Source organism: Microbacterium sp. NPDC057659 (assembly GCF_042799915.1).
GTDB lineage: Bacteria > Actinomycetota > Actinomycetes > Actinomycetales > Microbacteriaceae > Microbacterium.
The window spans coordinates 786,547-808,174 of the sequence record NZ_JBHVHU010000002.1 but is presented as its reverse complement, the minus strand read 5'-3'; the positions used below and the strand labels follow the sequence as shown (position 1 = coordinate 808,174).

17 protein-coding genes are annotated in these 21,628 nt (G+C 69.2%); 7 read left to right on the top strand and 10 right to left on the bottom strand.

Features of this window, described 5'->3' with window-relative positions:
• The first annotated feature begins 2 nt into the window (after positions 1–2).
• Together glp and moaC are read left to right on the top strand one after the other, a co-directional pair.
• Positions 3–1,271, top strand: a complete 1,269-nt coding sequence (gene glp, locus ACFVAE_RS12335; RefSeq protein WP_378892363.1) for a gephyrin-like molybdotransferase Glp — start codon at positions 3–5, stop codon at positions 1,269–1,271.
• A complete protein-coding gene (moaC, locus tag ACFVAE_RS12330; RefSeq protein WP_378892361.1) occupies positions 1,264–1,746 on the top strand; it encodes a cyclic pyranopterin monophosphate synthase MoaC in 483 nt (160 codons plus the stop codon). The genes glp and moaC overlap by 8 nt, the downstream gene beginning before the upstream one ends.
• 73 nt (positions 1,747–1,819) lie before the next feature.
• Here moaC and ACFVAE_RS12325 read toward each other — a convergent pair whose 3' ends face one another.
• The 4 genes from ACFVAE_RS12325 to ACFVAE_RS12310 all read right to left on the bottom strand — a co-directional run bounded on the left by ACFVAE_RS12325 (position 1,820) and on the right by ACFVAE_RS12310 (position 6,582).
• Positions 1,820–2,938 (bottom strand): glycerate kinase, encoded by a 1,119-nt coding sequence (locus ACFVAE_RS12325; protein ID WP_378892358.1) that lies wholly within the window; start codon positions 2,936–2,938, stop codon positions 1,820–1,822.
• Positions 2,939–2,956: 18 nt separating this feature from the next.
• Entirely contained in the window at positions 2,957–4,744 is a 1,788-nt protein-coding gene (gcl, locus tag ACFVAE_RS12320) for a glyoxylate carboligase (protein WP_378892356.1), read from the bottom strand.
• Positions 4,745–4,874: 130 nt separating this feature from the next.
• A complete protein-coding gene (locus ACFVAE_RS12315) occupies positions 4,875–5,753 on the bottom strand; it encodes a 2-hydroxy-3-oxopropionate reductase (RefSeq protein ID WP_378892353.1) in 879 nt (292 codons plus the stop codon).
• Positions 5,754–5,784: 31 nt separating this feature from the next.
• Positions 5,785–6,582, bottom strand: a complete 798-nt coding sequence (locus tag ACFVAE_RS12310; RefSeq protein WP_378892351.1) for a hydroxypyruvate isomerase family protein — start codon at positions 6,580–6,582, stop codon at positions 5,785–5,787.
• Positions 6,583–6,789: 207 nt separating this feature from the next.
• Between ACFVAE_RS12310 and ACFVAE_RS12305 the strand changes: the two genes are divergently transcribed.
• From ACFVAE_RS12305 to ACFVAE_RS12295, 3 genes are all read left to right on the top strand, one after another.
• Positions 6,790–8,193 (top strand): MFS transporter, encoded by a 1,404-nt coding sequence (locus ACFVAE_RS12305; RefSeq protein ID WP_378892348.1) that lies wholly within the window; start codon positions 6,790–6,792, stop codon positions 8,191–8,193.
• Between the two features lie 184 nt (positions 8,194–8,377).
• Positions 8,378–9,343, top strand: a complete 966-nt coding sequence (locus ACFVAE_RS12300) for an alpha/beta hydrolase (protein WP_378892345.1) — start codon at positions 8,378–8,380, stop codon at positions 9,341–9,343.
• 38 nt (positions 9,344–9,381) lie between these two features.
• Positions 9,382–10,434, top strand: a complete 1,053-nt coding sequence (locus ACFVAE_RS12295) for an alcohol dehydrogenase catalytic domain-containing protein (protein ID WP_378892343.1) — start codon at positions 9,382–9,384, stop codon at positions 10,432–10,434.
• Positions 10,435–10,455: 21 nt separating this feature from the next.
• Here ACFVAE_RS12295 and ACFVAE_RS12290 read toward each other — a convergent pair whose 3' ends face one another.
• The 4 genes from ACFVAE_RS12290 to ACFVAE_RS12275 form a co-directional block, all read right to left on the bottom strand.
• Positions 10,456–11,421, bottom strand: coding sequence for a hypothetical protein (locus ACFVAE_RS12290; protein ID WP_378892340.1), 966 nt, complete (start codon positions 11,419–11,421; stop codon positions 10,456–10,458).
• Between the two features lie 278 nt (positions 11,422–11,699).
• Positions 11,700–12,509, bottom strand: a complete 810-nt coding sequence (locus ACFVAE_RS12285) for a bifunctional allantoicase/(S)-ureidoglycine aminohydrolase (RefSeq protein ID WP_378892337.1) — start codon at positions 12,507–12,509, stop codon at positions 11,700–11,702.
• Entirely contained in the window at positions 12,506–13,774 is a 1,269-nt protein-coding gene (locus ACFVAE_RS12280; protein WP_378892335.1) for a DUF6986 family protein, read from the bottom strand. The genes ACFVAE_RS12285 and ACFVAE_RS12280 overlap by 4 nt, the downstream gene beginning before the upstream one ends.
• Positions 13,775–13,779: 5 nt before the next feature.
• On the bottom strand, positions 13,780–15,171 hold the full coding sequence (locus tag ACFVAE_RS12275) for an NAD-dependent malic enzyme (RefSeq protein WP_378892332.1): 1,392 nt from the start codon (positions 15,169–15,171) through the stop codon (positions 13,780–13,782).
• A gap of 157 nt (positions 15,172–15,328) precedes the next feature.
• Between ACFVAE_RS12275 and ACFVAE_RS12270 the strand changes: the two genes are divergently transcribed.
• The gene (locus ACFVAE_RS12270) at positions 15,329–16,099 is read left to right on the top strand and encodes an IclR family transcriptional regulator (RefSeq protein ID WP_378892329.1); all 771 of its coding nucleotides are present in this window, start codon (positions 15,329–15,331) and stop codon (positions 16,097–16,099) included.
• 205 nt (positions 16,100–16,304) lie between these two features.
• On the opposite strand, the gene aceE is transcribed toward ACFVAE_RS12270, so the two are convergent.
• On the bottom strand, positions 16,305–19,010 hold the full coding sequence (gene aceE / locus ACFVAE_RS12265) for a pyruvate dehydrogenase (acetyl-transferring), homodimeric type (protein WP_378892326.1): 2,706 nt from the start codon (positions 19,008–19,010) through the stop codon (positions 16,305–16,307).
• Positions 19,011–19,087: 77 nt separating this feature from the next.
• On the opposite strand from aceE, the gene ACFVAE_RS12260 reads away from it, so the two are divergent.
• The gene (locus ACFVAE_RS12260; protein WP_378892323.1) at positions 19,088–19,834 is read left to right on the top strand and encodes an SDR family oxidoreductase; all 747 of its coding nucleotides are present in this window, start codon (positions 19,088–19,090) and stop codon (positions 19,832–19,834) included.
• Between the two features lie 188 nt (positions 19,835–20,022).
• Here ACFVAE_RS12260 and ACFVAE_RS12255 read toward each other — a convergent pair whose 3' ends face one another.
• A complete protein-coding gene (locus ACFVAE_RS12255; protein WP_378892320.1) occupies positions 20,023–21,552 on the bottom strand; it encodes a nucleobase:cation symporter-2 family protein in 1,530 nt (509 codons plus the stop codon).
• Between the last annotated feature and the right edge of the window lie 76 nt (positions 21,553–21,628).

Here is a 21,628-nt window from a genome sequence, read left to right as displayed (position 1 = left end):
CGATGCGCACGCACATCGAGCACGCCGCCGCTGCGGCGGAGCTGCTCGCGCCGCTCGCGACGCAACTGGAGCTGCTCAGCGAGACGGTGCCACTCTCGGATGCCGTCGGCCGCGTGCTCGCGGTGGACGTGACCTCTCCGATCTCACTCCCCCGCTTCGCGAACTCGCAGATGGACGGCTACGCCGTACGGGCGGCCGACCTCGCCGCGGCATCCACCGGAGCCCCCGTGCGCCTGCCGGTCGGCCCGACCAGCGCCGCGGGAGATCCGGTCGGAACGCTGGCGCCAGGAACGGCCTCCCCGGTGATGACCGGTGCGGCCGTGCCGGACGGCGCGGATGCCGTGGTGCCGATCGAGCAGTGCGATCCAGCGCACTTCGTGGGCATCGGCGGCGACGCCCACGACGCACCCACCGGCACCACCGTCAGATTCTCCGCACCGGTGGCGCCGGGCACCTTCGTCCGGGCCGTCGGCACCGACATCCGGGAGGGTGCGCTGCTGCTGCCCGCCGGCACCCGGCTGGGACCGGCACAGCTCGGCTCGCTCGCGGCCGCCGGCATCATCGGGGCGCCGGTCCGACCGGTACCCCGGGTGCTCGTCCTCTCCACCGGGCATGAGCTGCGCTCTCCCGGCGCCCGGCTCGACCCGGTCGCCGACAGCGGCGCGATCTACGACTCCAACTCGACGATGATGGCCGCCGCCGTCACGGCCGCCGGTGCGATCGCCGTGACCGCCTCTGCGCCGGACGACGCCGACGCGGTCGTGGACGCCGTCGAGCAGCATCCGGATGTCGACCTGGTCGTGACGACCGGCGGCGTCAGCGCCGGCGCCTTCGAGGTCGTGCGCGACGCGCTGGAGCCGCTCGGCGTCGAGTTCGGGCCCGTCGCGATGCAGCCGGGCGGTCCGCAGGGCCTCGGCACCGCGCTGCTGCCGAGCGGGCGGCGGATGCCGGTGCTGGCGTTCCCGGGCAATCCGGTGTCTGCTCTGATCTCCTTCGAGCTGTTCCTGCGTCCGCTGCTGCGCGGCTTCGCCGGGCTGCCTGCGCGGCGTCGCACGGAGCGCGGTGTGCTCGCCCACGCGGTCACGTCACCGTCCGCGCGGCACCAGGTGCGACGCGGCACCGTGCGCGCGGACGGTAGCGTCGAGGTCGGCGCCCCGAGTTCCCACCTGCTGCACGCGTACGCCACCGCGAACGCGCTCGTGCAGCTTCCGGTCGGAGTGGACTCCCTGCCCGCCGGCGCCGAGGTCGAAATCTGGAGGATCGATGACTGAGACGCAGCCCAAGCTCACCCACCTGCGTGCCGACGGCTCGGCGCACATGGTCGACGTGACCGAGAAGGCCGTCACCCGCCGCGAGGCGAAGGCGCAGGCCGTGCTCATCACCACGCCCGAGGTCGTCGCGGCGATCGCCGACGGCACACTGCCCAAGGGCGAGGCCCTCGGCACCGCCCGGCTGGCCGGCATCATGGGCGCGAAGCAGACCTCGAATCTCATCCCGCTGTGCCACCCGCTGCCGCTGACGAAGCTCGCTGTCGATCTGGAGCCGGGCGACGACCGTGTGCGCATCGTCGCCACCGCCGTCACGCACGGCGTGACCGGTGTGGAGATGGAGGCGCTGACGGCTGCGAGCGTCGCCGCGCTCACCCTCTACGACATGATCAAGGCGGTCGACAACCGCGCCGTGATCACCGACATCCAGGTGCTCGCCAAGTCCGGCGGCAAGTCCGGCGATTGGTCCCGCGAGTAGGCGTATCGCGATCTGGACCGTGGGGGCACGACGGGAGGACGACGCCGTTGTCCTCGCCCCGCCGAGTCTGGGGTCAGAGGATGTCACGGGCGACGGTGCGCCCGACGTCCACCAGGAGGGTCTTGGCGTTCGCGATGCTCTTCTCGACGTCGGGCTCGACCTCGGACAGCGCGTACACACGCTGGAATCCGGCGGATGCCACGGCTGCGGCATCCAGCGTCGAGCGGCCGCACACGGCGATGACGGGCACACCCGCTGCGCGGGCGACGGCGGCGACGCCGAGCGGCGTCTTGCCGCCGAGGCTCTGGTCGTCGAGGCTGCCCTCGCCGGTGATGACGAGGTCGGCGCCGACCACGCGGTCGGCCAGCCCGGTCAGGCGCTGCACGACCTCGACGCCGGGCTCGCGGCGCGCACCGAGCACCGCGAGGGCTGCGTAGCCCACGCCGCCGGCGGCACCGGCCCCCGCAGCGGCGATCGACGGGCGCACGCCCGGCCGCTGTTCCAGCAGCGCGGCGAAGTGCGCGAGCGCGGCATCCAGCTCCGCGACATCCGCGGCGGATGCCCCCTTCTGCGGTCCGAACACGGCTGCTGCGCCGCGCTCGCCGAGCAGCGGATTGTCCACGTCGCTGGCCAGCACGAACTCGGTGCCGGCAAGACGCGGGTCGAGGCCGGACACATCGACGGTCGCGAGCGACGCGAGCGCCGCTCCCCCACCGGGAAGCTCCTCCCCCGAGGCATCCTTCAGAGAGACGCCGAGCGCCTGCAGCATCCCGGCCCCGCCGTCGGTGTTGGCGCTGCCGCCGATGCCGAGCACGACCTGTGTGCAGCCGCGGTCCAGCGCGGCGCGGATCAGATCTCCGGTGCCGCGGCTGGTGGCCTCCCGGGCGGCGCGCACGCCGCCCGGAAGGGCGTCCAGCCCGCTCGCGGCGGCCATCTCGATGATGGCCTGCGAGCCTCGGACAGCGAACCGCGCGGTGACGGGATCCCCCACCGGGCCCGTCACCTCTGCGGCATCCGCCGTGAATCCGGCGGCGAGGGCGGCGTCGACCGTGCCCTCGCCCCCGTCGGCGACCGGTACCGACTCGATCACCGCATCCGCACGGACCGACAGGATCCCCTCTCCGAGACTGGCGGCGACCTCGGCGCCGGTCGCGGAGCCCTTGAACTTGTCGGAGGCGATGAGAATGCGCATGATCAGCGTCGGCGGAACTCAGTCGAGCAGCGCGTAGATCGCCTCAGGGGCGTCTGCGGGCGTCGTGGCGAGGTCCTCGAACTCGTTCATGGTGTCGAGGTCGGCACCCATCGCAATGTTCGTGACGCGCTCGAGGATGACCTCGACGACCACGGGAACCTGGAACTCGTCGCGCAGGCGCGTCGCCTCGGCGAAGCCGGCGGCGAGGTCCTCGGGGCGCTCGACGCGCAGTGCCTTGCAGCCCAGGCCCTCGGCGACCTTGACGTGGTCGACGCCGTAGCCGGTGGCGATCGAGGACGAGTCCTGCGGGGTGTTGACGTTGTCGAACGCCAGCGACACCTCGTAGTCCATCTCGAAGCCGCGCTGCGACTGGCGGATCAGGCCCAGGTAGCTGTTGTTCACCACGACGTGGATGTAGGGCAGCTTGTGCTGCGCGCCCACGGCGAGCTCCTCGATCATGAACTGGAAGTCGTAGTCGCCCGAGAGCGCGACGACCTGCTCGCCCGGCTTGCCGCGGACGACGCCGAGGGCCGCGGGGCCGGTCCAGCCCAGCGGACCGGCCTGTCCGGCGTTGATCCACTTGCGCGGTCCGTAGACGTGCAGCAGCTGCGCGCCGGCGATCTGCGACAGGCCGATCGTGGTCACGAAGGTGGTGTCGCGATCGAACGCCGACAGCATCTCCTGGTAGACGCGGTGCGGCTTCATGGGCACGTTGTCGAAGTTGGTCTTGCGCTGCAGGCGCGCCTTGCGGTCGCGGCACTCCTGCGCCCAGCCGTTGTAGTCGGGCAGCTCGGCGACGCGGTCGCGGGCAGCCTCGAGCAGGGCGTCGATGAACGCGCCGGCGTCGGAGACCACACCGTAGTCGGGTGCGAAGACGCGGCCGATCTGGGTGGGCTCGATGTCGACGTGCACGAAGGTGCGGCCCTTGCGATACGTGTCAAGGCCGCCGGTGTGGCGGTTGGCCCAGCGGTTGCCGATGCCGAGCACGAAGTCGCTCTCCAGGAAGCTCGCGTTGCCGTAGCGCTGCGAGGTCTGGATGCCGACGAGGCCTGCGGCCAGCGGGTGGTCGTCGGCGATGGCGCCCCAGCCCATCAGCGTGGGGACGACGGGCACGCCGAGGGTCTCGGCCAGCTCGACGAGCTTGTCGGATGCTCCGGAGTTGACGATGCCGCCGCCGGCGATGATCACCGGGTGCTTCGACGAGGTCAGCATGTCGAGCACCTTCTCGGCCTGCGCGCGGGTCGCGACCGGCTTGGCCACCGGGAGCGGCTCGTAGGTGTCGATGTCGAACTCGATCTCGGTCATCTGCACATCGAAGGGCAGGTCGATCAGCACCGGGCCGGGGCGGCCGGAGCGCATGATCTGGAAGGCGGTCTGGAAGACACCGGGAACCTGCGCGCCCTCGAGAACGGTCTTGGCGAACTTCGTCACCGGCTTCGCGATCGACGCGATGTCGACGGCCTGGAAGTCCTCCTTGTCGAGCTTCGCGACCGGCGCCTGGCCGGTGATGCACAGCATCGGGATGGAGTCGGCGATCGCGGCGTAGAGGCCGGTGATCATGTCGGTGCCGGCGGGGCCGGACGTGCCGAGGCAGACGCCGATACGGCCGTCGCCGGTGCGGCTGTAGCCGTCGGCCATGTGCGAGGCGCCCTCGACGTGACGGGCCAGGGTGTGCCGGATGCCGCCGTTGTCGCGCATCGCGGAGTACAGCGGGTTGATGGCGGCGCCGGGGAGGCCGAAGGCCTCGTCGGCACCCTCCTTGATCAGGATCTGGACGATGGCGTCCACTGCGCGCATGCGAGTCATGAGAAGTCCTTAGGTTCAGATTCGGTCGTTGAGCGAGGAGCGGAGCGACGAGACGAAACGCGTCACGTCTGCGTCACCGCGTTTCGTCTCGCTTCGCTCGCTCAACGACCGGTGATGGATGCTGGTTGATTCAGTCGCGACCGGAGAGCTCGGCGGTGAGCTTGAACAGACCGGAGTGGTCGAGGCCGCCGTCGCCGCGGGCCACGAGCGAGGTGACCAGCTGCGCGACAGCGGAGCCGAGGGGAACGGAGATGCCTGCCTGTCGTGCAGCGGCGGTGACGATGCCCAGGTCCTTGTTGTGCAGGGCCAGGCGGAAGCCGGGGGTGAAGTCGCGGTCGAGGATCTTCTGCCCCTTCTGGTCGAGCACCTTCGAGCCGGCCAGCCCCCCGCCGAGCACCTTGAGTGCGGCGTCCGTGTCGACGCCGTAGGCCTCGAGGAAGAGGATCGCCTCACTGAGTGCCTGGATGTTGACGGCGACGATGAGCTGGTTGGCGGCCTTCACGGTCTGACCGGCACCGGCGGGGCCGACGTGCACGATGGTCTTGCCGACCGCGTTCAGCACGGGCTCCGCCTTGGCGAAGTCCTCCGGCGAACCGCCGGTCATGATCGAGAGCACACCGTCGATGGCGCCCTGCTCGCCACCCGAGACGGGGGCGTCGACGGCGCCGAAGCCGGCGGCCACGGCCTCCTCGGCGAGCTCCTTGGCGACGTCGGGGCGGATCGACGAGTTGTCGATCCACAGCGCACCGGCCTTGGCGTTGGCGAACACGCCGTCCGGCCCCTGCACGACGCCCGCGACATCCGGGGAGTCCGGGACCATCGTGATGACGACGTCGGCGTCCTTCACGGCGTCGGCGATGCTGGTGGCGCCCTTGCCGCCGGCGGCGACGAGCTTGTCGATCGCCTCCTGGCTGCGGTTGAAGCCGGTCACGTCGTAGCCGGCGGTGACGAGGTTCTTGGCCATCGGCAGGCCCATGATGCCGAGTCCGATGAATGCGATGCTGGTCATGTCTTCGCTCCTTCGCGGAAAGGTGGTGGGGTCAGGCCTGCGCGGTGGCCGCGGTCCAGGCGAACGGGTCGGCCTGCGTGGCCTTGTACTCCAGGCCGATGACGCCCTGGTAGCCGCCGGCCTGCGCATCGGCGATCCACTGCGCGATCGGCAGGTCACCGGTGCCGGGCTCGCCGCGGCCCGGGGCATCCGCGATCTGGATGTGGCCGAACTCGGCGGCGTGACCGGCGATCACGGCGGCGACGTCGTCGCCGTTGACAGCCAGGTGGTAGAAGTCCGCGAGCAGCTTGACGTTGTGCACGCCCTGCTCGTTCTTCACACGCTCGATGATCGCGAGCGCGTCGGCAGCGGTCTTCAGCGGGTAGGCATCGGCACCCGAGACCGGCTCGAGCAGCACGATGCCGCCCAGCTCGGCGACGGCGCGGCCCGCGATCGCGAGGTTCTCGACGGCGAGGTCGTCCTGCTCCTGCTCGGACACGCCCTCCTGGCGCAGGCCGTACAGGGCGTTGAAGGCCTTGGTACCGGTACGCTCGCCGATCGCGACGACGACGTCGACGTTGGCGCGGAACTCGTCCTCGCGGCCGACCCACGAGACCAGCCCGCGGTCGCCGGCGGGCATGTCGCCCGCGAAGAAGTTCAGGCCGGTCAACTGCACGCCGGCATCCTGGATCGCGGTGACGAAGGCGTCGACCTCGGATGCCGCGGGGACGGCGGTCGAGAAGGGCCACCAGAACTCGACGGCGTCGAAGCCGGCGGCCTTGACGGCAGCCGGACGCTCGTTCACCGGCAGGTCTGTCAGCAGGATCGAGGCGTTGACGGTGTAGCTCATGTGATCACCCTTGATTTCAAATCGTGGAAGTTTTCTTCCTGTGCGTGAAATTCTACGCGCGGGAGCGAAGGGGTGTCAAGAGCGGGTGGCCTGAAGCCTGCTCTCGGTACTTCCACAATCCGAATATTAAATTCTCTATTGTGAAAACCTGCGATGCGGGGTTACAGTGCTGACGCGCCCTGAACAGGAGCGTCCAGACTCAACTCGATGACGAGCAAGAGAGGTCTCTGCATCACCATGTCTTCCATCAGTTCCCCTGACCCCGCCAAGATCCCCAAGACCGGGCTGATCATCCCGAGCCCGAAGAAGATCGGCCGGGTGCGCTGGGGGATCGCCTTCATCCTCTTCTTCGCCGTTCTGGTCAACTACATCGATCGCAGTTCGATGTCGGTCGCCGAGCATGAGATGCGACTCGAGTTCGGCATGACGGCCGGCCAGATGGGCATCATCCTCGGCTGCTTCGGCTGGTCCTACGCACTGATGCAGATCCCGATGGGCATGCTGCTCGACAAGATCGGCATCAAGTGGGTCATGCGAACCGCGACCGTGCTGTGGGCGGTCTCCTGCTTCCTCACCGCCATGATCAGCGGAATGGGGCTGCTGCTCATCGCCCGCCTCATCCTCGGTTTCGCCGAGGCGCCGATCTTCCCCGGCGCGATGAAGGTCACCAGCTACTGGTTCCCGCGAACAGAACGAGGCATGGCGACCGTCATCTTCGACAGCGGCCAGCGTCTGTCGAACGTGGTCGGCTTCCCGATCGTCGGGGCCGCGGTCGCCCTGTTCGGATGGCGTGGCGCGTTCGTCGCCATCGGTGTGCTCAGCCTCATCTGCACCATCCTCTTCTTCATCCGCTATCGCGACCCGAAGGAGATGAACCGTGCGGGCAAGCTGAGCGACGCCGAGCTGAAGCACATCCTCGACGGTGGCGCGCAGCACGAGGACGCCCCCACCCCGAACCCGCTCGCGAGCCTCGGCTACATCCTGCGCCAGCGCAAGGTGTGGGGCATGTCCCTGGGTCTGGGCTGCGCCGGCTACGTGCAGTGGATGCTGCTCACCTGGCTGCCCGGCTTCCTGCAGGCCGAGATGGACATGGATGTCGCCTCATCCGGCCTCTACACGGCCGTCCCCTGGCTGGTCGCCGTGGTCGTCCAGTACCTGCTGCCCGGCTTCTTCCTGGACCGCCTGATCAAGAACGGCAAGTCCAGCACTCTCGTGCGGCGCGTGTTCATCATCGGCGGCATGCTGCTCGCGACCACGATCGTCGGCACGGCGTTCACGCACAGCCTCTTCTGGTCGCTCGTCTGGATCACGCTCGGGATCACGGGCATCACGATCGCATTCAGCGTGACGAACTCCCTCCCCGCCCTGATCGCCCCGGAAGGTGCCGTGGGTGCGACCGGTGCGGTCATGAACACCGTGAACAACCTCATCGGCACGACCGCGCCGATCGTCACCGGCTTCGTCGTCCAGTTCACCGGCAGCTTCGCGATGGCGTTCGTCATCGCCGCGGTCATGCTCGTGGTCGGCATCATCTTCTACACCGTGGTGCTCGGCCGGATCGAGCAGATCCCCACCGCCGAGGAGAAGGCCGCCGCCGCAGCCGCGGCCTGACCCGCACCCGAAGCGGGGTCCGCCGTCCGGCGGGCCCCGCTTCGCTGTGCGTGCGAGGACAACGCGCATCCGGCGGTCAGGATGCCGCCGATCCGCCACGTTCGGCGGTACTCCCGGGCCTCCGCGCATTGCGAGCATCGAGAGAGAGGCCGCAACGAGGCGGCCGGAGAGCAGGAGGAAGCACATGACCATCACCACCACCAGGCCGCCGTTCGATCCCGAGCTCGACGCGGTCTACGAGGTCTTCTCGGCACAGGTCCCGCTCGTGATGACCCTCGATGCGGTCCCGGCCGCCCGCGAGCCCGGAGCATTCTTCGACGTCTCGGAGGAGGCGCTCGCCACCATGGGCGTGACCAGGCGCGATGTGACAGTGCCCGGATACGAGGGCGCCGAGCTGGTCGCCTCGATCTTCCACCGCACCGACCACCAGGGTTTCGGTGCCGGTATCTACAACATCCACGGCGGCGGCATGGTCGCCGGCGAGCGGATGATCGGGATGCCCGGGGTCCTGCCGTGGGTCGTCGAGCACGATGCCGTCGCCGTGACGGTGGAGTACCGCCTGGCACCGGAGTTCCCCGACCCGTTTCCCGTAGAGGACTGCTACGCCGGGCTGGTGTGGATGGCCGAACACGCGGACGAGCTCGGCATCGACCCCGACCGCATCCTGATCACCGGCGCGAGTGCCGGCGGCGGTCTCTCCGCGGGCACAGCCCTGCTCGCGCGTGATCGCCTGGGGCCGAAGCTGATCGGGCAGGTGCTCATCTGCCCGATGCTCGACGACCGCGACCAGACCGTCTCCACTCAGCAGTACGACGACGCCGGTTCGTGGGTGCGCGAGAGCAACGTGATGGGCTGGACCGCGCTGCTCGGCGAGCGCCGCGGCACGGACGATGTCTCGATCTACGCGGCGCCGGCGCGCGCGACCGACCTGTCCGGTCTCCCTCCCGCCTTCATCGATGTCGGATCGGCCGAGGTCTTCCGGGACGAGGACGTCGCATACGCATCGACGCTCTGGGCATCCGGGGTGCAGGCGGAGCTCCACGTGTGGGCGGGCGGCTTCCACGGATTCGACATGATCGCGCCCCACGCCGCCGTCTCGCAGGCGGCCGTCGCCGCGCGGAACGACTGGGTCGCGAGGATCCTCGGCTGACGCCGACGGACACGACAATCGAAAGGCAGGAGAAGGACATGAGAGCTGCCCGTTTCTACGGCAAGGAGGATCTGCGGGTCGAGGAGGTCCCGGAGCCGAGCCCGGGACCTGGGCAGGTGAAGCTGCGCAACGCGTACGCGGGCATCTGCGGGTCGGATCTGCACTTCTACTTCTACCCGGAATCGCTGCCGTTCGACCCGAGCAGGCCGCACCCGCTGACAGGAGCTTCGCTGCCCCAGATCCTCGGCCACGAGTTCTCCGGCACCGTCGTCGAAGTCGGCGAGGGTGTGACCGGCGTGAAGGTGGGCGAGCGCGGGGCGGTGTTCCCGCTCGAGGTCTCCTGTGGCGAATGCCTGGCGTGCAGGCGCGGGCTGCCCTTCTCGTGCCTGAAGATGGGATCGCTCGGTGCGAGCTCGCCGAGCGGCGGCCTGGCCGAGTACTCGGTCTTCGACGCCTCACTGCTGCACGTGGTGCCCGACAGCGTCGACCTGCGGATGGCCGCGCTGGTCGAGCCCATGAGCGTCGGCTGGCACGCCGTCGCGCGCACGGGGGTCCAAGCCGGCGGAACCGCGCTGATCGCCGGCGCCGGCCCGATCGGTCTCGGCGCCTGGTTCGCCCTGAAGTCGCTCGGGGTCGAGAAGGTGCTGGTCTCCGAGCCCAGCGCCGACCGTCGTGCAGCGATCGCCGCCCTCGGCGCTCAGGTCATCGACCCCCTGCACGAGGACCTCGGTACTGCGGTCGCGGCCCTCACCGACGGCAACGGCGTCGATGCGGCGGTGGACGCCGCGGGAGCGGGCCCCGCCGTCTCGTCCGCTCTGGCATCGCTCACGCCCGGCGGCCGGGTCGTGGTCGTCGCGCTGCACGAGCATCCGGCGGAGCTGGCCCTCACCGGGCTGATGATGGGCGAGACGGAGATCGCCGGCGCGGTCGGCTACCGCCCGGAGGAGTTCGATGCGGTGATCGCCGGCATGGCCGGTGGCTTCTACGACACTTCCGGCTGGGTCGAGGAGCGCTCGCTCGACGAAGTGGTCGATGCCCTGCACGCTCTGCGCGCCGGGACCGGGGCGAGCAAGATCCTGATGCGGCTCTGATCCGCATGCCGGGATGCTGCGTCAGACTCCCTCGGTGACGCGACGCAGCATCTCGGCCGCGATGTAGCGCATCCGCCCCGACGTCGTCCGTACGTCGTACCCGAGCGCGCGAGTGAGGGAATCGTGCTTCGCCTGCACGGTCGAGTGGTGCATCCCGAGCTCCGTCGCGGCGCTGCGGATGCTGTCGGATTCGACGATCACCCGCAGGATCTCCGCGTTCCGCGGATCGAGGGAGGCGAGCGCCCGAACGTCTTCATGCGGAGCATCCGGGTCGTAGGCCGTCGCAAGCAGCAGCATCGCACCGAGATCGGCGGCGTCCACGACCGGAGTCAGATCGGTCGCGAGACGGAGGGCGATGACAGCGCCCAGCCAGGAGTCCGGTGCGTGGTCTGCGCGTGCGCGCAACCCCAGTCCGGCACGCCCGCCTGCCGTCGTCCCGGTCTCGATCGTCGCTCGCATCATGCCGTAGCGGGTGGGCATCACGACCGTGGGACCGGGACCGGGGCTGCTCTCGACGGCGGTTGCGACCAGTCGGATGCTGTCGTGCGGCTCGAGCTTCAGACGCCCGAGCGCCGCGACGCGCTCTTCCAGCGGACGTCCGGAGTCGATCGCGACCGCGAGAGAGTTGGATTCGGCGCCGGAGCTGTCCAGCAGCTGCAGCCCGAGCGCGAGCCGTTCCAGGATGATCCGGTCATTGGCGTGCGGCGAACCGCTGCGCTCCAGCCAGACGACCCCGCCGCTCGTGGCTGCGTTCATGACGCCGTCGGGCTGCGGCTGCTCGGGCATCCGCACTCCCTGGGGATCGCAGCGCATGATGGAGCCGTGCCGGTCCAGCCCGATCACGGCCCCGGACAGCACTGCCGCGCCGCGCAGCAGCCCTGCGGGCCCGACCCGGTTCGAGATCAGGGCGTCGAAGTAGGCGACGACCTTCAGGGCATCGCTCGCCTCCGGGTCGAGTGCGGAGAGCTTGCCCACGAGTTCTTGCATGCGCGCTCCTGTGCGGGTGTACGACCACCCTAAGCCGACCGGACGACGTCCCTACGCGGTCTCGGCGATCTGATGACGCAGCCACGGGATGCCGGGGTTATAGATCCCGGCATCCCCACCTCGAAGACAGGACAACGTGCGAGAACAGGATGGATGCCGGGGATCTGTCCTGTTCTCGCGAGACGTCCTGTTCTCGCGGACCGGCCGAGCTGCCGAGCGACCCCTGATGCACGAACGCCGCCCACCCGTTCGGCGGACGGCGTTCACGGGACCGAACGTCAGGTCAGCTTGATCTGCCGGTTCATGTCCTTGTACAGCAGGTAGCGGAAGTCTCCAGGGCCGCCGGCGTAGCAGGCCTGCGGGCAGAACGCGCGGAGCAGCATGTAGTCGCCGGCCTCGACCTCGACCCAGTCGTCGTTGAGGCGGTAGACGGCCTTGCCCTCGAGCACGAACAGACCGTGCTCCATGACGTGCGTCTCGGCGAACGGGATCGATCCGCCCGGCTTGAAGGTGACGATGTTCACCTGCATGTCGTGCGCCATGTCGTTCGAGTCGGCGAACCGGGTGGTCAGCCAGGCATCGGTGCCGACCATGGGGGTCGGCTCGATGTCCTGGTCGCGGGTGACGAAGGATGCCGGGGCGTCGACCCCGTCGATCCACTCGTAGGCCTTGCGGATCCAGTGGAAGCTGGTGATCTCGTCGCCCTCGTTCTTCAGCGACCAGTTCGCGCCCGGCGCGAGGAAGGCGTAGCCGCCCTCCTCGAGCACGTGGGTCTCGCCCTCGAGCGTCAGCGTGAGCGCACCGGTGGTGACGAACACCACGCCCTCGACGCCGGCCTCGACCTCGGGCTTCGCCGCCCCGCCGCCAGGGGAGATCTCGACGATCAGCTGCGAGAACGTCATCGCGGAGCTCGGGGTCGGCTTGGCGATGATCCATGCACGGGTGTTCGTGAACCCGGGCAGGCTGCTGGTGACGATGTCACGCAGCACGCCCTTCGGGATGACCGTGTAGGCGAGCTTGACGATCGCGCGGTCGGTGAGCAGGTCGGTCTGCGGGGGCAGGCCTCCGGCGGGGGTGTAATAGCTCATGCGTTCTCCTTGGCTGCGAGCTTCGGGTGAGCGAGGCGGACGAGCTCGGCGGGCTCAGCACCCGTCGCGGACCGCACCTCGTCTTCGGTGATCGCGCCGCATTCGGCGCCGCGCACCACGAACCGCGCCAGAGCGCGGGCGGTGGCAGGTTCATCCATGATCGTCGCGTCGCTGCCGTGCAGGTAGTTGTCCAGGCGCTTGGCGGCGGCGGCGAAGCCCTCGCGGTAGAACGCGTAGGTCGCGAGATACCGCGTGGGCAGCTGTGCGGCGTGCAGGTCCCAGCCCTGGTAGTAGCCGCGCTCGAGCGAGCGCCGCACCAGGCGGGCGTGCAGCTTCCAGGCATCCTCCGCGTTCTCGCCGACGGGGATGACGTTGGTCGATCCGTCCGAGAGACGCACGCCCGTCTCGGCGACCGCGACCTGCATGACCTGCTTGGCGTAGTCGGCGGCCGGGTGCTCCATGGACTGGTAGGCCGCGGCGATCTGCAGCGAGGCACTGTAGTCGTAGGTGCCGTAGTGCAGGGCGGTGACGCGGCCGCTCGACCGGTGCAGCAGGGTCGCGACCGGCACGGAGCCGTCTGCGGCGACGATCAGCTGCGGTGTCTCCATCTGCACCTCGAACCGCAGACGCCCGGCGGGAAGGCCGAGCCGCTCCTCGAAGATCTCGCAGAGCGAGACCATCGCCTCGACCTGCTCGACGGTCGTCACCTTCGGCAGCGTCAGCACAAGACCGTCCGGCAGCCCGCCGTTGCGGACGAGCGTGGTCAGGAACAGATCGAGAGTGCGGATGCCGCGGCGCCGCGTCGGCGCCTCGAAGCACTTGAAGCGGATGCCGATGAAGGGCGGTGCGACACCGGTGGCGACCGCCTGGGAGACCCGTTCGGCGGCGAGGACCGCGTCGGCGTCCTCCTCGCCGTCGGGGCGTGCGCCGTAACCGTCCTCGAAGTCGAGGCGCAGGTCCTCGACCGGCTCGTTCGCCAGCTTGGCCTCGACCAGCGGGGCGAGCTCGCCGGCGAGGTGGCCGAGACCGACCGCCTCGGCCAATGCGGCGACCCCTCCGAACGCGGATGCCGCAGCCGCGGCATCCGTTCCGAGCTGTGCGGTGAGCTCCGGGGTGAAGCGGTCGGCCGGCACGTACAGCGTGTGCACGGGCTGACGCGAGCCGTCATCACCGGGGTACTCGGTCGCGAGCAGCGTGTCGGTGCCGCTGAGCGCGGTGTCGACGTCTGCGAGGTCCTGCTCGCCCAGGGTTCCGTTGACGGTCAAATCATTCACTCCTTGCCGGCCTTGACGACGCGCACGATCGCCTCGGCGACGGCGCCCGCCACCTCGGGGTCGAACACGCTGGGGATGATGAAGCTCGCGTTGCGCTCCTCATCGTCGACGCGACTGGCGATCGCCTCGGCGGCTGCGACCAGCATAGGCGGCGTGATGTCGGACACGCCCGCGTCCAGCAGACCGCGGAAGAAGCCGGGGAACGCCAGCACGTTGTTGATCTGGTTCGGGAAGTCGCTGCGGCCGGTGGCCACCACGGCGGCGTGCTTGGACGCGACGACCGGGTCGACCTCGGGGGTCGGGTTGGCCATGGCGAACACGATCGCGTCGTCCGCCATCGCGGCGATGTCGGCCTCGTCGAGCACGTTCGGGGCGCTGACGCCGATGAACACGTCGGCGCCGACGATCGCCTCCTTCAGCGAGCCGCTGAAGTTGCGCGGGTTGGTGGTGGCGGCGAGCTCGATGCGGTGCGCGTCGGTGTACTCGTCGTCGCGGTTGATGGCGCCGTTGCGGCCGCAGGCGACGATGTCGACGGCGCCCTGCTCGAGCAGCAGCTGCGCGATGGCGTTGCCGGCGGCGCCGACTCCGGAGAGGACGATGCGGACGTCCTCGATCTTCTTGTCGACCACCTTCAGCGCGTTGTGCAGCGCGGCAAGGGTGACGATCGCGGTGCCGTGCTGGTCGTCGTGGAAGACGGGGATGTCGAGCTCGTCGCGCAGGCGGGCCTCGATCTCGAAGCAGCGGGGCGCGGCGATGTCCTCGAGGTTCACGCCGCCGTAGACCGGGGCGATCGCCTTGACGATCTTGATGATCTCCTCGGTGTCCTGGGTGTCGAGGCAGACCGGCCAGGCGTCGACGTTGGCGAACTGCTTGAACAGGGCGGCCTTGCCCTCCATGACGGGCAGTGCGGCCTCGGGGCCGATGTTGCCCAGGCCGAGCACGGCCGAGCCGTCGGTGACCACGGCGATGGTGTTGCGCTTGACGGTGAGCTTGCGGGCCTTGCTCTTGTCCTCGGCGATCGCCATGCAGACGCGGGCGACACCGGGGGTGTACGCACGGGACAGGTCGTCGCGGTTGCGCAGCGGCACGCTGGGGACGACCTCGAGCTTGCCGCCGAGGTGCATGAGGAAGGTGCGGTCGCTGACCTGGCGCACGTGCACGCCGTCGAGCGCCTGAACCGCGTCGCGGATGCTCTCGGCGTGTGCCTCGTCGGTGGTGTTGCAGGTCAGGTCGACGACGATGGTCGTCGGGTGCGACTCGACGACGTCGAGTGCGGTGATGACAGCGCCGGCAGCGGCGGCGGTCGCCGCGAGCTCGCTGGTCACGCTGAAGTTGGACGGAGCGTCGATGCGCAGGGTGATCGAGTTGCCAGGACCCGGGTTCGCCATGATGCCTCCCCTTCGAGGGCTGTTGTTTTTCGTATCGTGGACACTATTATCTACTTAGCGAAAGTTTTTGGCAACCTGCGAGTTCTGGGACACTCCGGTTTCCGGCATCCGCCTTTCGCATGATGGAATTACAGTGACGAATGTTGAGGGAGAGACCATGGTCGATGCGACGAAGCCCGCCAAGAGCTCCGGATCTGGAGTGCAGTCCGTTGAGCGCGTGTTCGAGTTGCTCGAGCTGATAACGGATGCCGGTGGCGACGTCACGCTGAGCGAGCTCTCCGCCTCGACCGACCTGCCCCTCCCCACCATCCACCGCCTGCTGCGCACGCTCGTCGCACTCGGCTACGCGCGCCAGCTGCCCAACCGGCGCTACGCGCTCGGCCCGCGGCTGATCCGCATCGGCGAGGGCGCCGCCCGCCAGTTCGGCGCGCTCGCGCGCCCGCAGCTGAAGAACCTCGTCGACCAGCTCGGCGAGAGCGCCAACATGGCCGTCCTCGACGGCGACATGGTCGTCTACGTCGCACAGGTGCAGTCCCAGCACTCGATGCGCATGTTCACCGAGGTGGGCCGCCGCGCCAACGTGCACGACACCGGCGTGGGCAAGGCGATCCTCGCGCAGCTGCCGAACGACACGGTGCGCGGCATCGTCGGACGCACCGGCATGGCGACGCCCACCGAGTACAGCATCGGCACGGTCGACGACCTGATCGCCGAGCTCGACCGCATCCGTGAGCGCGGATACTCGATCGACGAGCAGGAGCAGGAGATCGGCGTCCGGTGCTACGCGATGGCTGTGCCGGATGCTCCGACGCTGACCGCCGTATCGGTGTCGGGTCCGATCTCGCGCGTCACCGAGGAGTTCGCCTCGCGGGCCATCCCGCTGCTGCGTTCGGCCGCCGAGGCGATCTCGGCCGACCTCGCGGCCTGACGACCCGTCCACAACGAAGGCCCCCGGAGCATTCCGGGGGCCTTCTGCGTGTCCGGGGTTTTCCCCCGCCGGTCGTTGAGCGCCCTTCGTCTCGCTCTGCTCGCTCAGGAGCCGGATGCGGTTCGGATCCTGAGCGAGGAGCGCAGCGACGCGACGCGACGCGACGCGTCGCGACGAAGGACGCTCGCTCAACGACCGGTATGCGTCACTCCGCGTCGGAGCCGCTGCTGCCGGCGTTCACGTCGAGCAGGCGGTACTTCTCCGCGGCCTGCGCCGGCACCGCGGCATCCACCTCGCCGCGCTTGGCGAGCAGCTGCAGGGTGCGCACGACGACCGACGGTCCATCGATCTTGAAGAACCGGCGGGCGGCGGCGCGGGTGTCCGAGAAGCCGAAGCCGTCGGCGCCGAGCGTCGCCCAGTCGTTCGGCACGAAATGCCGCACCGAGTCGGCCCAGTCCTTCGCGTAGTCGCTGACCGCGACGATCGGACCGTGCGCGTCCGCCAGCTGCTGCTGGATGAACGGCACTCGAGAGCCCTTCCCGAGGAACTCGTCCTCCTCGGCGGCGACCGCGTCGCGGCGCAACTCGGTCCACGAGGTGACCGACCAGATGTCGGCGTCCACGCCCCAGTCGTCGCGCAGCAGCTGCTGAGCCTCCTGCGCCCAGGTCACACCGATCCCGGATGCCAGCAGGTGCGCCTTCGGCGCGGCCGCGGGCGCGATCCGGTGGATGCCACCGAGGATGCCGGCCACGTCGACGCCCTCGGGCTCGGCGGGCTGAACGATCGGCTCGTTGTAGACCATGATGTTGTAGATGTGGTTGCGGTCGGTGGAATCCGGCCCGTACATCCGCTCGATGCCCGCACGCACGATGTGCCCGATCTCATAGCCGAATGCCGGATCGTAGGTGACCACGGCGGCGTTCGTCGCCGCCAGCAGCGGCGAGTGCCCGTCGGCGTGCTGCAGGCCCTCGCCGGTGAGCGTGGTCCGGCCGGCAGTGGCCGAGATCAGGAAGCCGCGCGCCATCTGGTCGGCGGCCGCCCAGAGCGAGTCGCCGGTGCGCTGGAAGCCGAACATCGAGTAGAACACGTACACCGGGATGAGCGGCACGCCGTGCGTGGCGTAGCTGGTGCCGGCTGCGGTGAACGCCGCGATCGAACCCGCCTCGTTGATGCCGACGTGCAGGATCTGCCCGGCCTCGGACTCCTTGTACGAGAGCACGATGTCGCGGTCGACGGCGAGGTAGTTCTGGCCGTTCGGGTTGTAGATCTTCGCGGTCGGGAAGAACGCGTCCATGCCGAACGTGCGCGCCTCGTCGGGGATGATCGGCACGATGCGCTTGCCGAACTCCTTGTCGCGCATGAGGTCCTTCAGCACGCGCACGAAGGCCATCGTGGTGGCCGCCTGCTGCTTGCCGGAGCCGCGCGCGGCGACTTCGTACGCCTTGGCCTCGGGCAGGGCGATCTCGCCAGAGGCGCCCGGCCGGCGCTCGGGCAGGTAACCGCCGAGGGCGCGACGCCGCTCCTGCATGTACCGGATCTCCGGGGCGTCCTGACCCGGGTGGTAGTACGGCGGCAGATACGGGTTCTCCTCGAGCTGCGCGTCGGTGATCGGCACGCGCAGGTGGTCGCGGAAGTCCTTCAGGTCCTGCAGGGTGAGCTTCTTCATCTGATGCGTCGCGTTGCGCGCCTCGAAGTGCGGGCCGAGGCCGTAGCCCTTCACCGTCTTCACCAGGATGACGGTGGGCTTGCCGTTGCGCTGCATCGACTGCTGGTAGGCCGCGAAGACCTTGTGGTAGTCGTGGCCGCCGCGCTTGAGACCCCAGATCTCGTCGTCGGTGAGGTTCTCGACGAGCGCCTTCGCGCGCGGGTCGCGGCCGAAGAAGTTCTCCCGGATGAATCCGCCCGACTCGGCCTTGTAGGTCTGGTAGTCCCCGTCTCGGGTGGTGTTCATGATGTCGAGCAGGGCGCCCTCGGTGTCGCGTTCGAGCAGGTCGTCCCACTGCCGGCCCCAGACCACCTTGATGACGTTCCAGCCGGCACCGCGGAAGAAGCCCTCGAGCTCCTGGATGATCTTGCCGTTGCCGCGCACAGGGCCGTCCAGGCGCTGCAGGTTGCAGTTCACGACGAAGGTGAGGTTGTCGAGGCCGTCGTTGGCGGCGAGCTGCAGCAGGCCGCGGCTCTCCGGCTCGTCCATCTCGCCGTCGCCGAGGAACGCCCAGACGTGCTGGTCGGAGGTGTCCTTCAGTCCGCGGTTGTGCAGGTAGCGGTTGTTCTGTGCCTGGTAGATCGCGTTCATCGGGCCGATGCCCATCGACACGGTCGGGAACTCCCAGAACTCCGGCATGAGGCGCGGATGCGGGTACGAGCTCAGCGCGTGGCCCTCGCGGGACTTCTCCTGGCGGAAGCCGTCGAGGTCCTCCTCGGTCAGTCGCCCCTCCATGAAGGCGCGGGCGTACATGCCCGGCGAGGCGTGGCCCTGGAAGAACACCTGGTCGCCGCCGCCCGGGTGGTCCTTGGCGCGGAAGAAGTGGTTGAAGCCGACCTCGTACAGGGTCGCCGCTCCGGCGTAGGTGGAGATGTGCCCGCCGACGCCGACGCCGGGGCGCTGCGCGCGGTGCACCAGGACGGCGGCGTTCCACCGCATCCAGGCGCGGTAGCGCCGCTCCAGCTCCTCGTCGCCGGGGTACTCCGGCTCTGCGGATGCCGGGATGGTGTTGACGTAGTCCGTGGTCGCACTGGGCTCAGCGGTGATGCCGGCGCGGTCGACCAGCTCGCGGACGATGTACTCGCCCCGGTCCGAGCCGCGCTGCGCGATCAGCGCATCGAGCGACTCGAGCCATTCGGCGGTCTCTTCGGGGTCGTGGTCCGCGGTGTCGGAGCCGAGTGCGCCGTTGCTGCGATCTGCATACATGGTCGGCCTTTCTTGTTAGATGTAGGAATCAGCCCGGTCGCTTCGCGAGCGAGCAAGTCGAAACGTGGAGGTCAGAAGTGGAAGAGCGCATCGCCGTTGTGACGGGCGCGGGTTCGGGGATCGGTCGGGCGACCGCGCACGCACTGCACGACGCCGGATTCCGGGTGGCCCTGATCGGGCGCCGCGAGGCGGCGCTGCGCGAGACCACACAGGGCCGGGAGCGGATGCTGGTGCTGCCGGCCGACGTGACGTCGGAGGCCGACGTGGATGCCGCCTTCGCGGCCGTCGTGGCCGAGTGGGGCCGCGTGGACGTGCTGTTCAACAACGCCGGGACGTTCGGCCCCGCGGCATCCGCTGCCGACGTGGAGGCGGATGCCTGGCGCGCGACGCTCGAGGTGAACGTGACCGGCACCCTGCTCTGCGCGCGTGCCGCGATGCGGACGATGCGCGCGCAGCAGCCGCGCGGCGGCCGCATCATCAACAACGGCTCGATCTCGGCGCACGTGCCGCGCCCGCAGTCGGTGGCCTATTCGGTGAGCAAGCACGCCATCAGCGGCCTGACGAAGTCGATCGATCTGGACGGCCGTGCCGACGGCATCTCGTGCGGCCAGATCGACATCGGCAACGCGGCCACGAGCATCATGACCGAGATCGGCGTGGGGTCCGGCGCTCTGCAGCCCGACGGCTCGCGCCTGGTGGAGCCGACCTTCGACGTGGCCGATGCGGCCAGGGCCGTGGTGTTCATGGCGCAGCTGCCGCCCGAGGCGAACATCGGCGAGCTGGTGGTGACCGCGGCGGGGATGCCGTTCGGCGGTCGCGGCTGATCCGCGGAGCGGGGAGCCGATCATGCGGACCTCCTCGCCCACTTCTTCGGCCTCTTTCATAATGTGAAAGAAAGCTTTCATCATACGTAAACCAGTGTGCGCCCTGGGTGCCGCCGTTGTCAAGACGGATGCGGGGCCCGCCGGCGCCTTGCGACGCCCGCGAACCCCGCATCCGTGTGCGTCCCTGGTCAGTGCGAGGAGTCGACCTGGTCGTCGTCCAGCACGGGCACGTGCTTGCCCTCGGCGTCGACCAGCTTGCCGTTCTGCACGCGGTCGCCCTCCTTCAGCACCCGGATGACATCGGTCTTGACCGAGCGCACCGGGGCGGCGCCGAAGACCGACGGGTTCTCCGAGTTGCCCTTGGTCCACACGTTGAAGATCAGGTTCAGCAGGATCGCCATCACCGCGGCCGAGCTGATGCCCGAGTTGAAGATGACCTGGAACCAGCTCGGGAAGTGCGAGTAGATGCCCGGAACGACCTCGGGCAGCACGCCGACCGAGATCGAGGTGGCCACGATGATCAGGTTCATGTTGCCGTCGTACTTGACCTTCGCCAGCGTGCGGATGCCGGAGGCCGTGACCGTTCCGAACAGCACGATGCCGGCGCCGCCGAGAACGGCGGTGGGCATCGCGGCGACGATGCGGCCGAGCACCGGGAACAGGCCGAGGACGATCAGCACGCCGCCGCCGGCCGCCACGGCGTAGCGGCTCTTGATCTTGGTGACGGCGACCAGGCCGACGTTCTGGGCGAACGCGCTCTGGGTGAACGAGTTGAAGATCGGCGCGACGGCGGTCGAGACCATGTCGGCCCGCAGACCGGCTGCGATGCGCTTGCGGTCGACCTTGGAGCCCGTGATCTCGGCCACGGCGAGGATGTCGGCGGTGGTCTCGGTGAGGATCACGAGCACCACGATCGTCATCGAGAGGATCGCCGCGATGTTGAACGTCGGAACACCGAACGCCAGCGGCGTCGGGAAGGCGAACACCGGACCGTCGAGCACCTTCGAGAAGTCGGCGCGACCGATCACGACGGCGAAGATCGTGCCGACGATCATCGCGATGAGGATCGAGAGCCGCGAGATGAACGCGTTGCCGACCTTGCTCAGCAGCATGATGACGGCGAGCGTGAAGGCGGCGATGCCGATGTTGACCGGGTCGGCCCATCCCGGGGCCTCCGGGTTCTGGCCCGTGATCCACTTGCCGGCCACCGGCATCAGCGACAGACCGATCGTGGTGATCACGACGCCGGTGACGACGGCGGGGAAGAACCGCACGATCTGCGCGAAGAACGGGGCGATCACGAGACCGATCAGACCGGCGATGATCACCGCGCCGAAGATGTCGGTGAGGCCGGTCTCCTTGTTGCCGTTCACGATCGCGAGCATGGTCGCGACGCCGGCGAACGAGACGCCCTGCACCAGCGGCAGCTGCGATCCGAAGAGCGGTGGCACGTTCTTGCCGAACTTCAGGCCGAGGGTCTGCAGCAGCGTGGCGAGACCGCCGACGAAGAGGCAGGCGGCGATCAGCACGCCGATCATCTGCGGGTCGACACCCGCGGCGCTGCCGATGATGAGCGGCGGGGCGATGATGCCGCCGTACATGGTCAGCACGTGCTGGAGCCCGTAGGTGAACGCCGAGCCGATGCTCAGCTTCTCGTCCTCCGGACGGGCGGATTCTGTCGTGGTCGTGCTCTTGGCTGAGCTGCGTGCAGCAGTCATTGGTGGACCTCCTCGTCCGGTGACCCGCTATTCGGGGTGGGCATGCGTGTCGGGGGCATGGGAAGTAGAGGGTGAG

What these genes read in the sequence shown, in the direction of transcription:
- glp (WP_378892363.1), top strand. Translation starts at nt 3, where the DNA reads ATGCGCACGCACATCGAGCACGCCGCCGCTGCGGCGGAGCTGCTCGCG.
- moaC (WP_378892361.1), top strand. Translation starts at nt 1,264, where the DNA reads ATGACTGAGACGCAGCCCAAGCTCACCCACCTGCGTGCCGACGGCTCG.
- ACFVAE_RS12325 (WP_378892358.1), bottom strand. Translation starts at nt 2,938, where the DNA reads ATGCGCATTCTCATCGCCTCCGACAAGTTCAAGGGCTCCGCGACCGGC.
- gcl (WP_378892356.1), bottom strand. Translation starts at nt 4,744, where the DNA reads ATGACTCGCATGCGCGCAGTGGACGCCATCGTCCAGATCCTGATCAAG.
- ACFVAE_RS12315 (WP_378892353.1), bottom strand. Translation starts at nt 5,753, where the DNA reads ATGACCAGCATCGCATTCATCGGACTCGGCATCATGGGCCTGCCGATG.
- ACFVAE_RS12310 (WP_378892351.1), bottom strand. Translation starts at nt 6,582, where the DNA reads ATGAGCTACACCGTCAACGCCTCGATCCTGCTGACAGACCTGCCGGTG.
- ACFVAE_RS12305 (WP_378892348.1), top strand. Translation starts at nt 6,790, where the DNA reads ATGACGAGCAAGAGAGGTCTCTGCATCACCATGTCTTCCATCAGTTCC.
- ACFVAE_RS12300 (WP_378892345.1), top strand. Translation starts at nt 8,378, where the DNA reads ATGACCATCACCACCACCAGGCCGCCGTTCGATCCCGAGCTCGACGCG.
- ACFVAE_RS12295 (WP_378892343.1), top strand. Translation starts at nt 9,382, where the DNA reads ATGAGAGCTGCCCGTTTCTACGGCAAGGAGGATCTGCGGGTCGAGGAG.
- ACFVAE_RS12290 (WP_378892340.1), bottom strand. Translation starts at nt 11,421, where the DNA reads ATGCAAGAACTCGTGGGCAAGCTCTCCGCACTCGACCCGGAGGCGAGC.
- ACFVAE_RS12285 (WP_378892337.1), bottom strand. Translation starts at nt 12,509, where the DNA reads ATGAGCTATTACACCCCCGCCGGAGGCCTGCCCCCGCAGACCGACCTG.
- ACFVAE_RS12275 (WP_378892332.1), bottom strand. Translation starts at nt 15,171, where the DNA reads ATGGCGAACCCGGGTCCTGGCAACTCGATCACCCTGCGCATCGACGCT.
- ACFVAE_RS12270 (WP_378892329.1), top strand. Translation starts at nt 15,329, where the DNA reads ATGGTCGATGCGACGAAGCCCGCCAAGAGCTCCGGATCTGGAGTGCAG.
- aceE (WP_378892326.1), bottom strand. Translation starts at nt 19,010, where the DNA reads ATGTATGCAGATCGCAGCAACGGCGCACTCGGCTCCGACACCGCGGAC.
- ACFVAE_RS12255 (WP_378892320.1), bottom strand. Translation starts at nt 21,552, where the DNA reads ATGACTGCTGCACGCAGCTCAGCCAAGAGCACGACCACGACAGAATCC.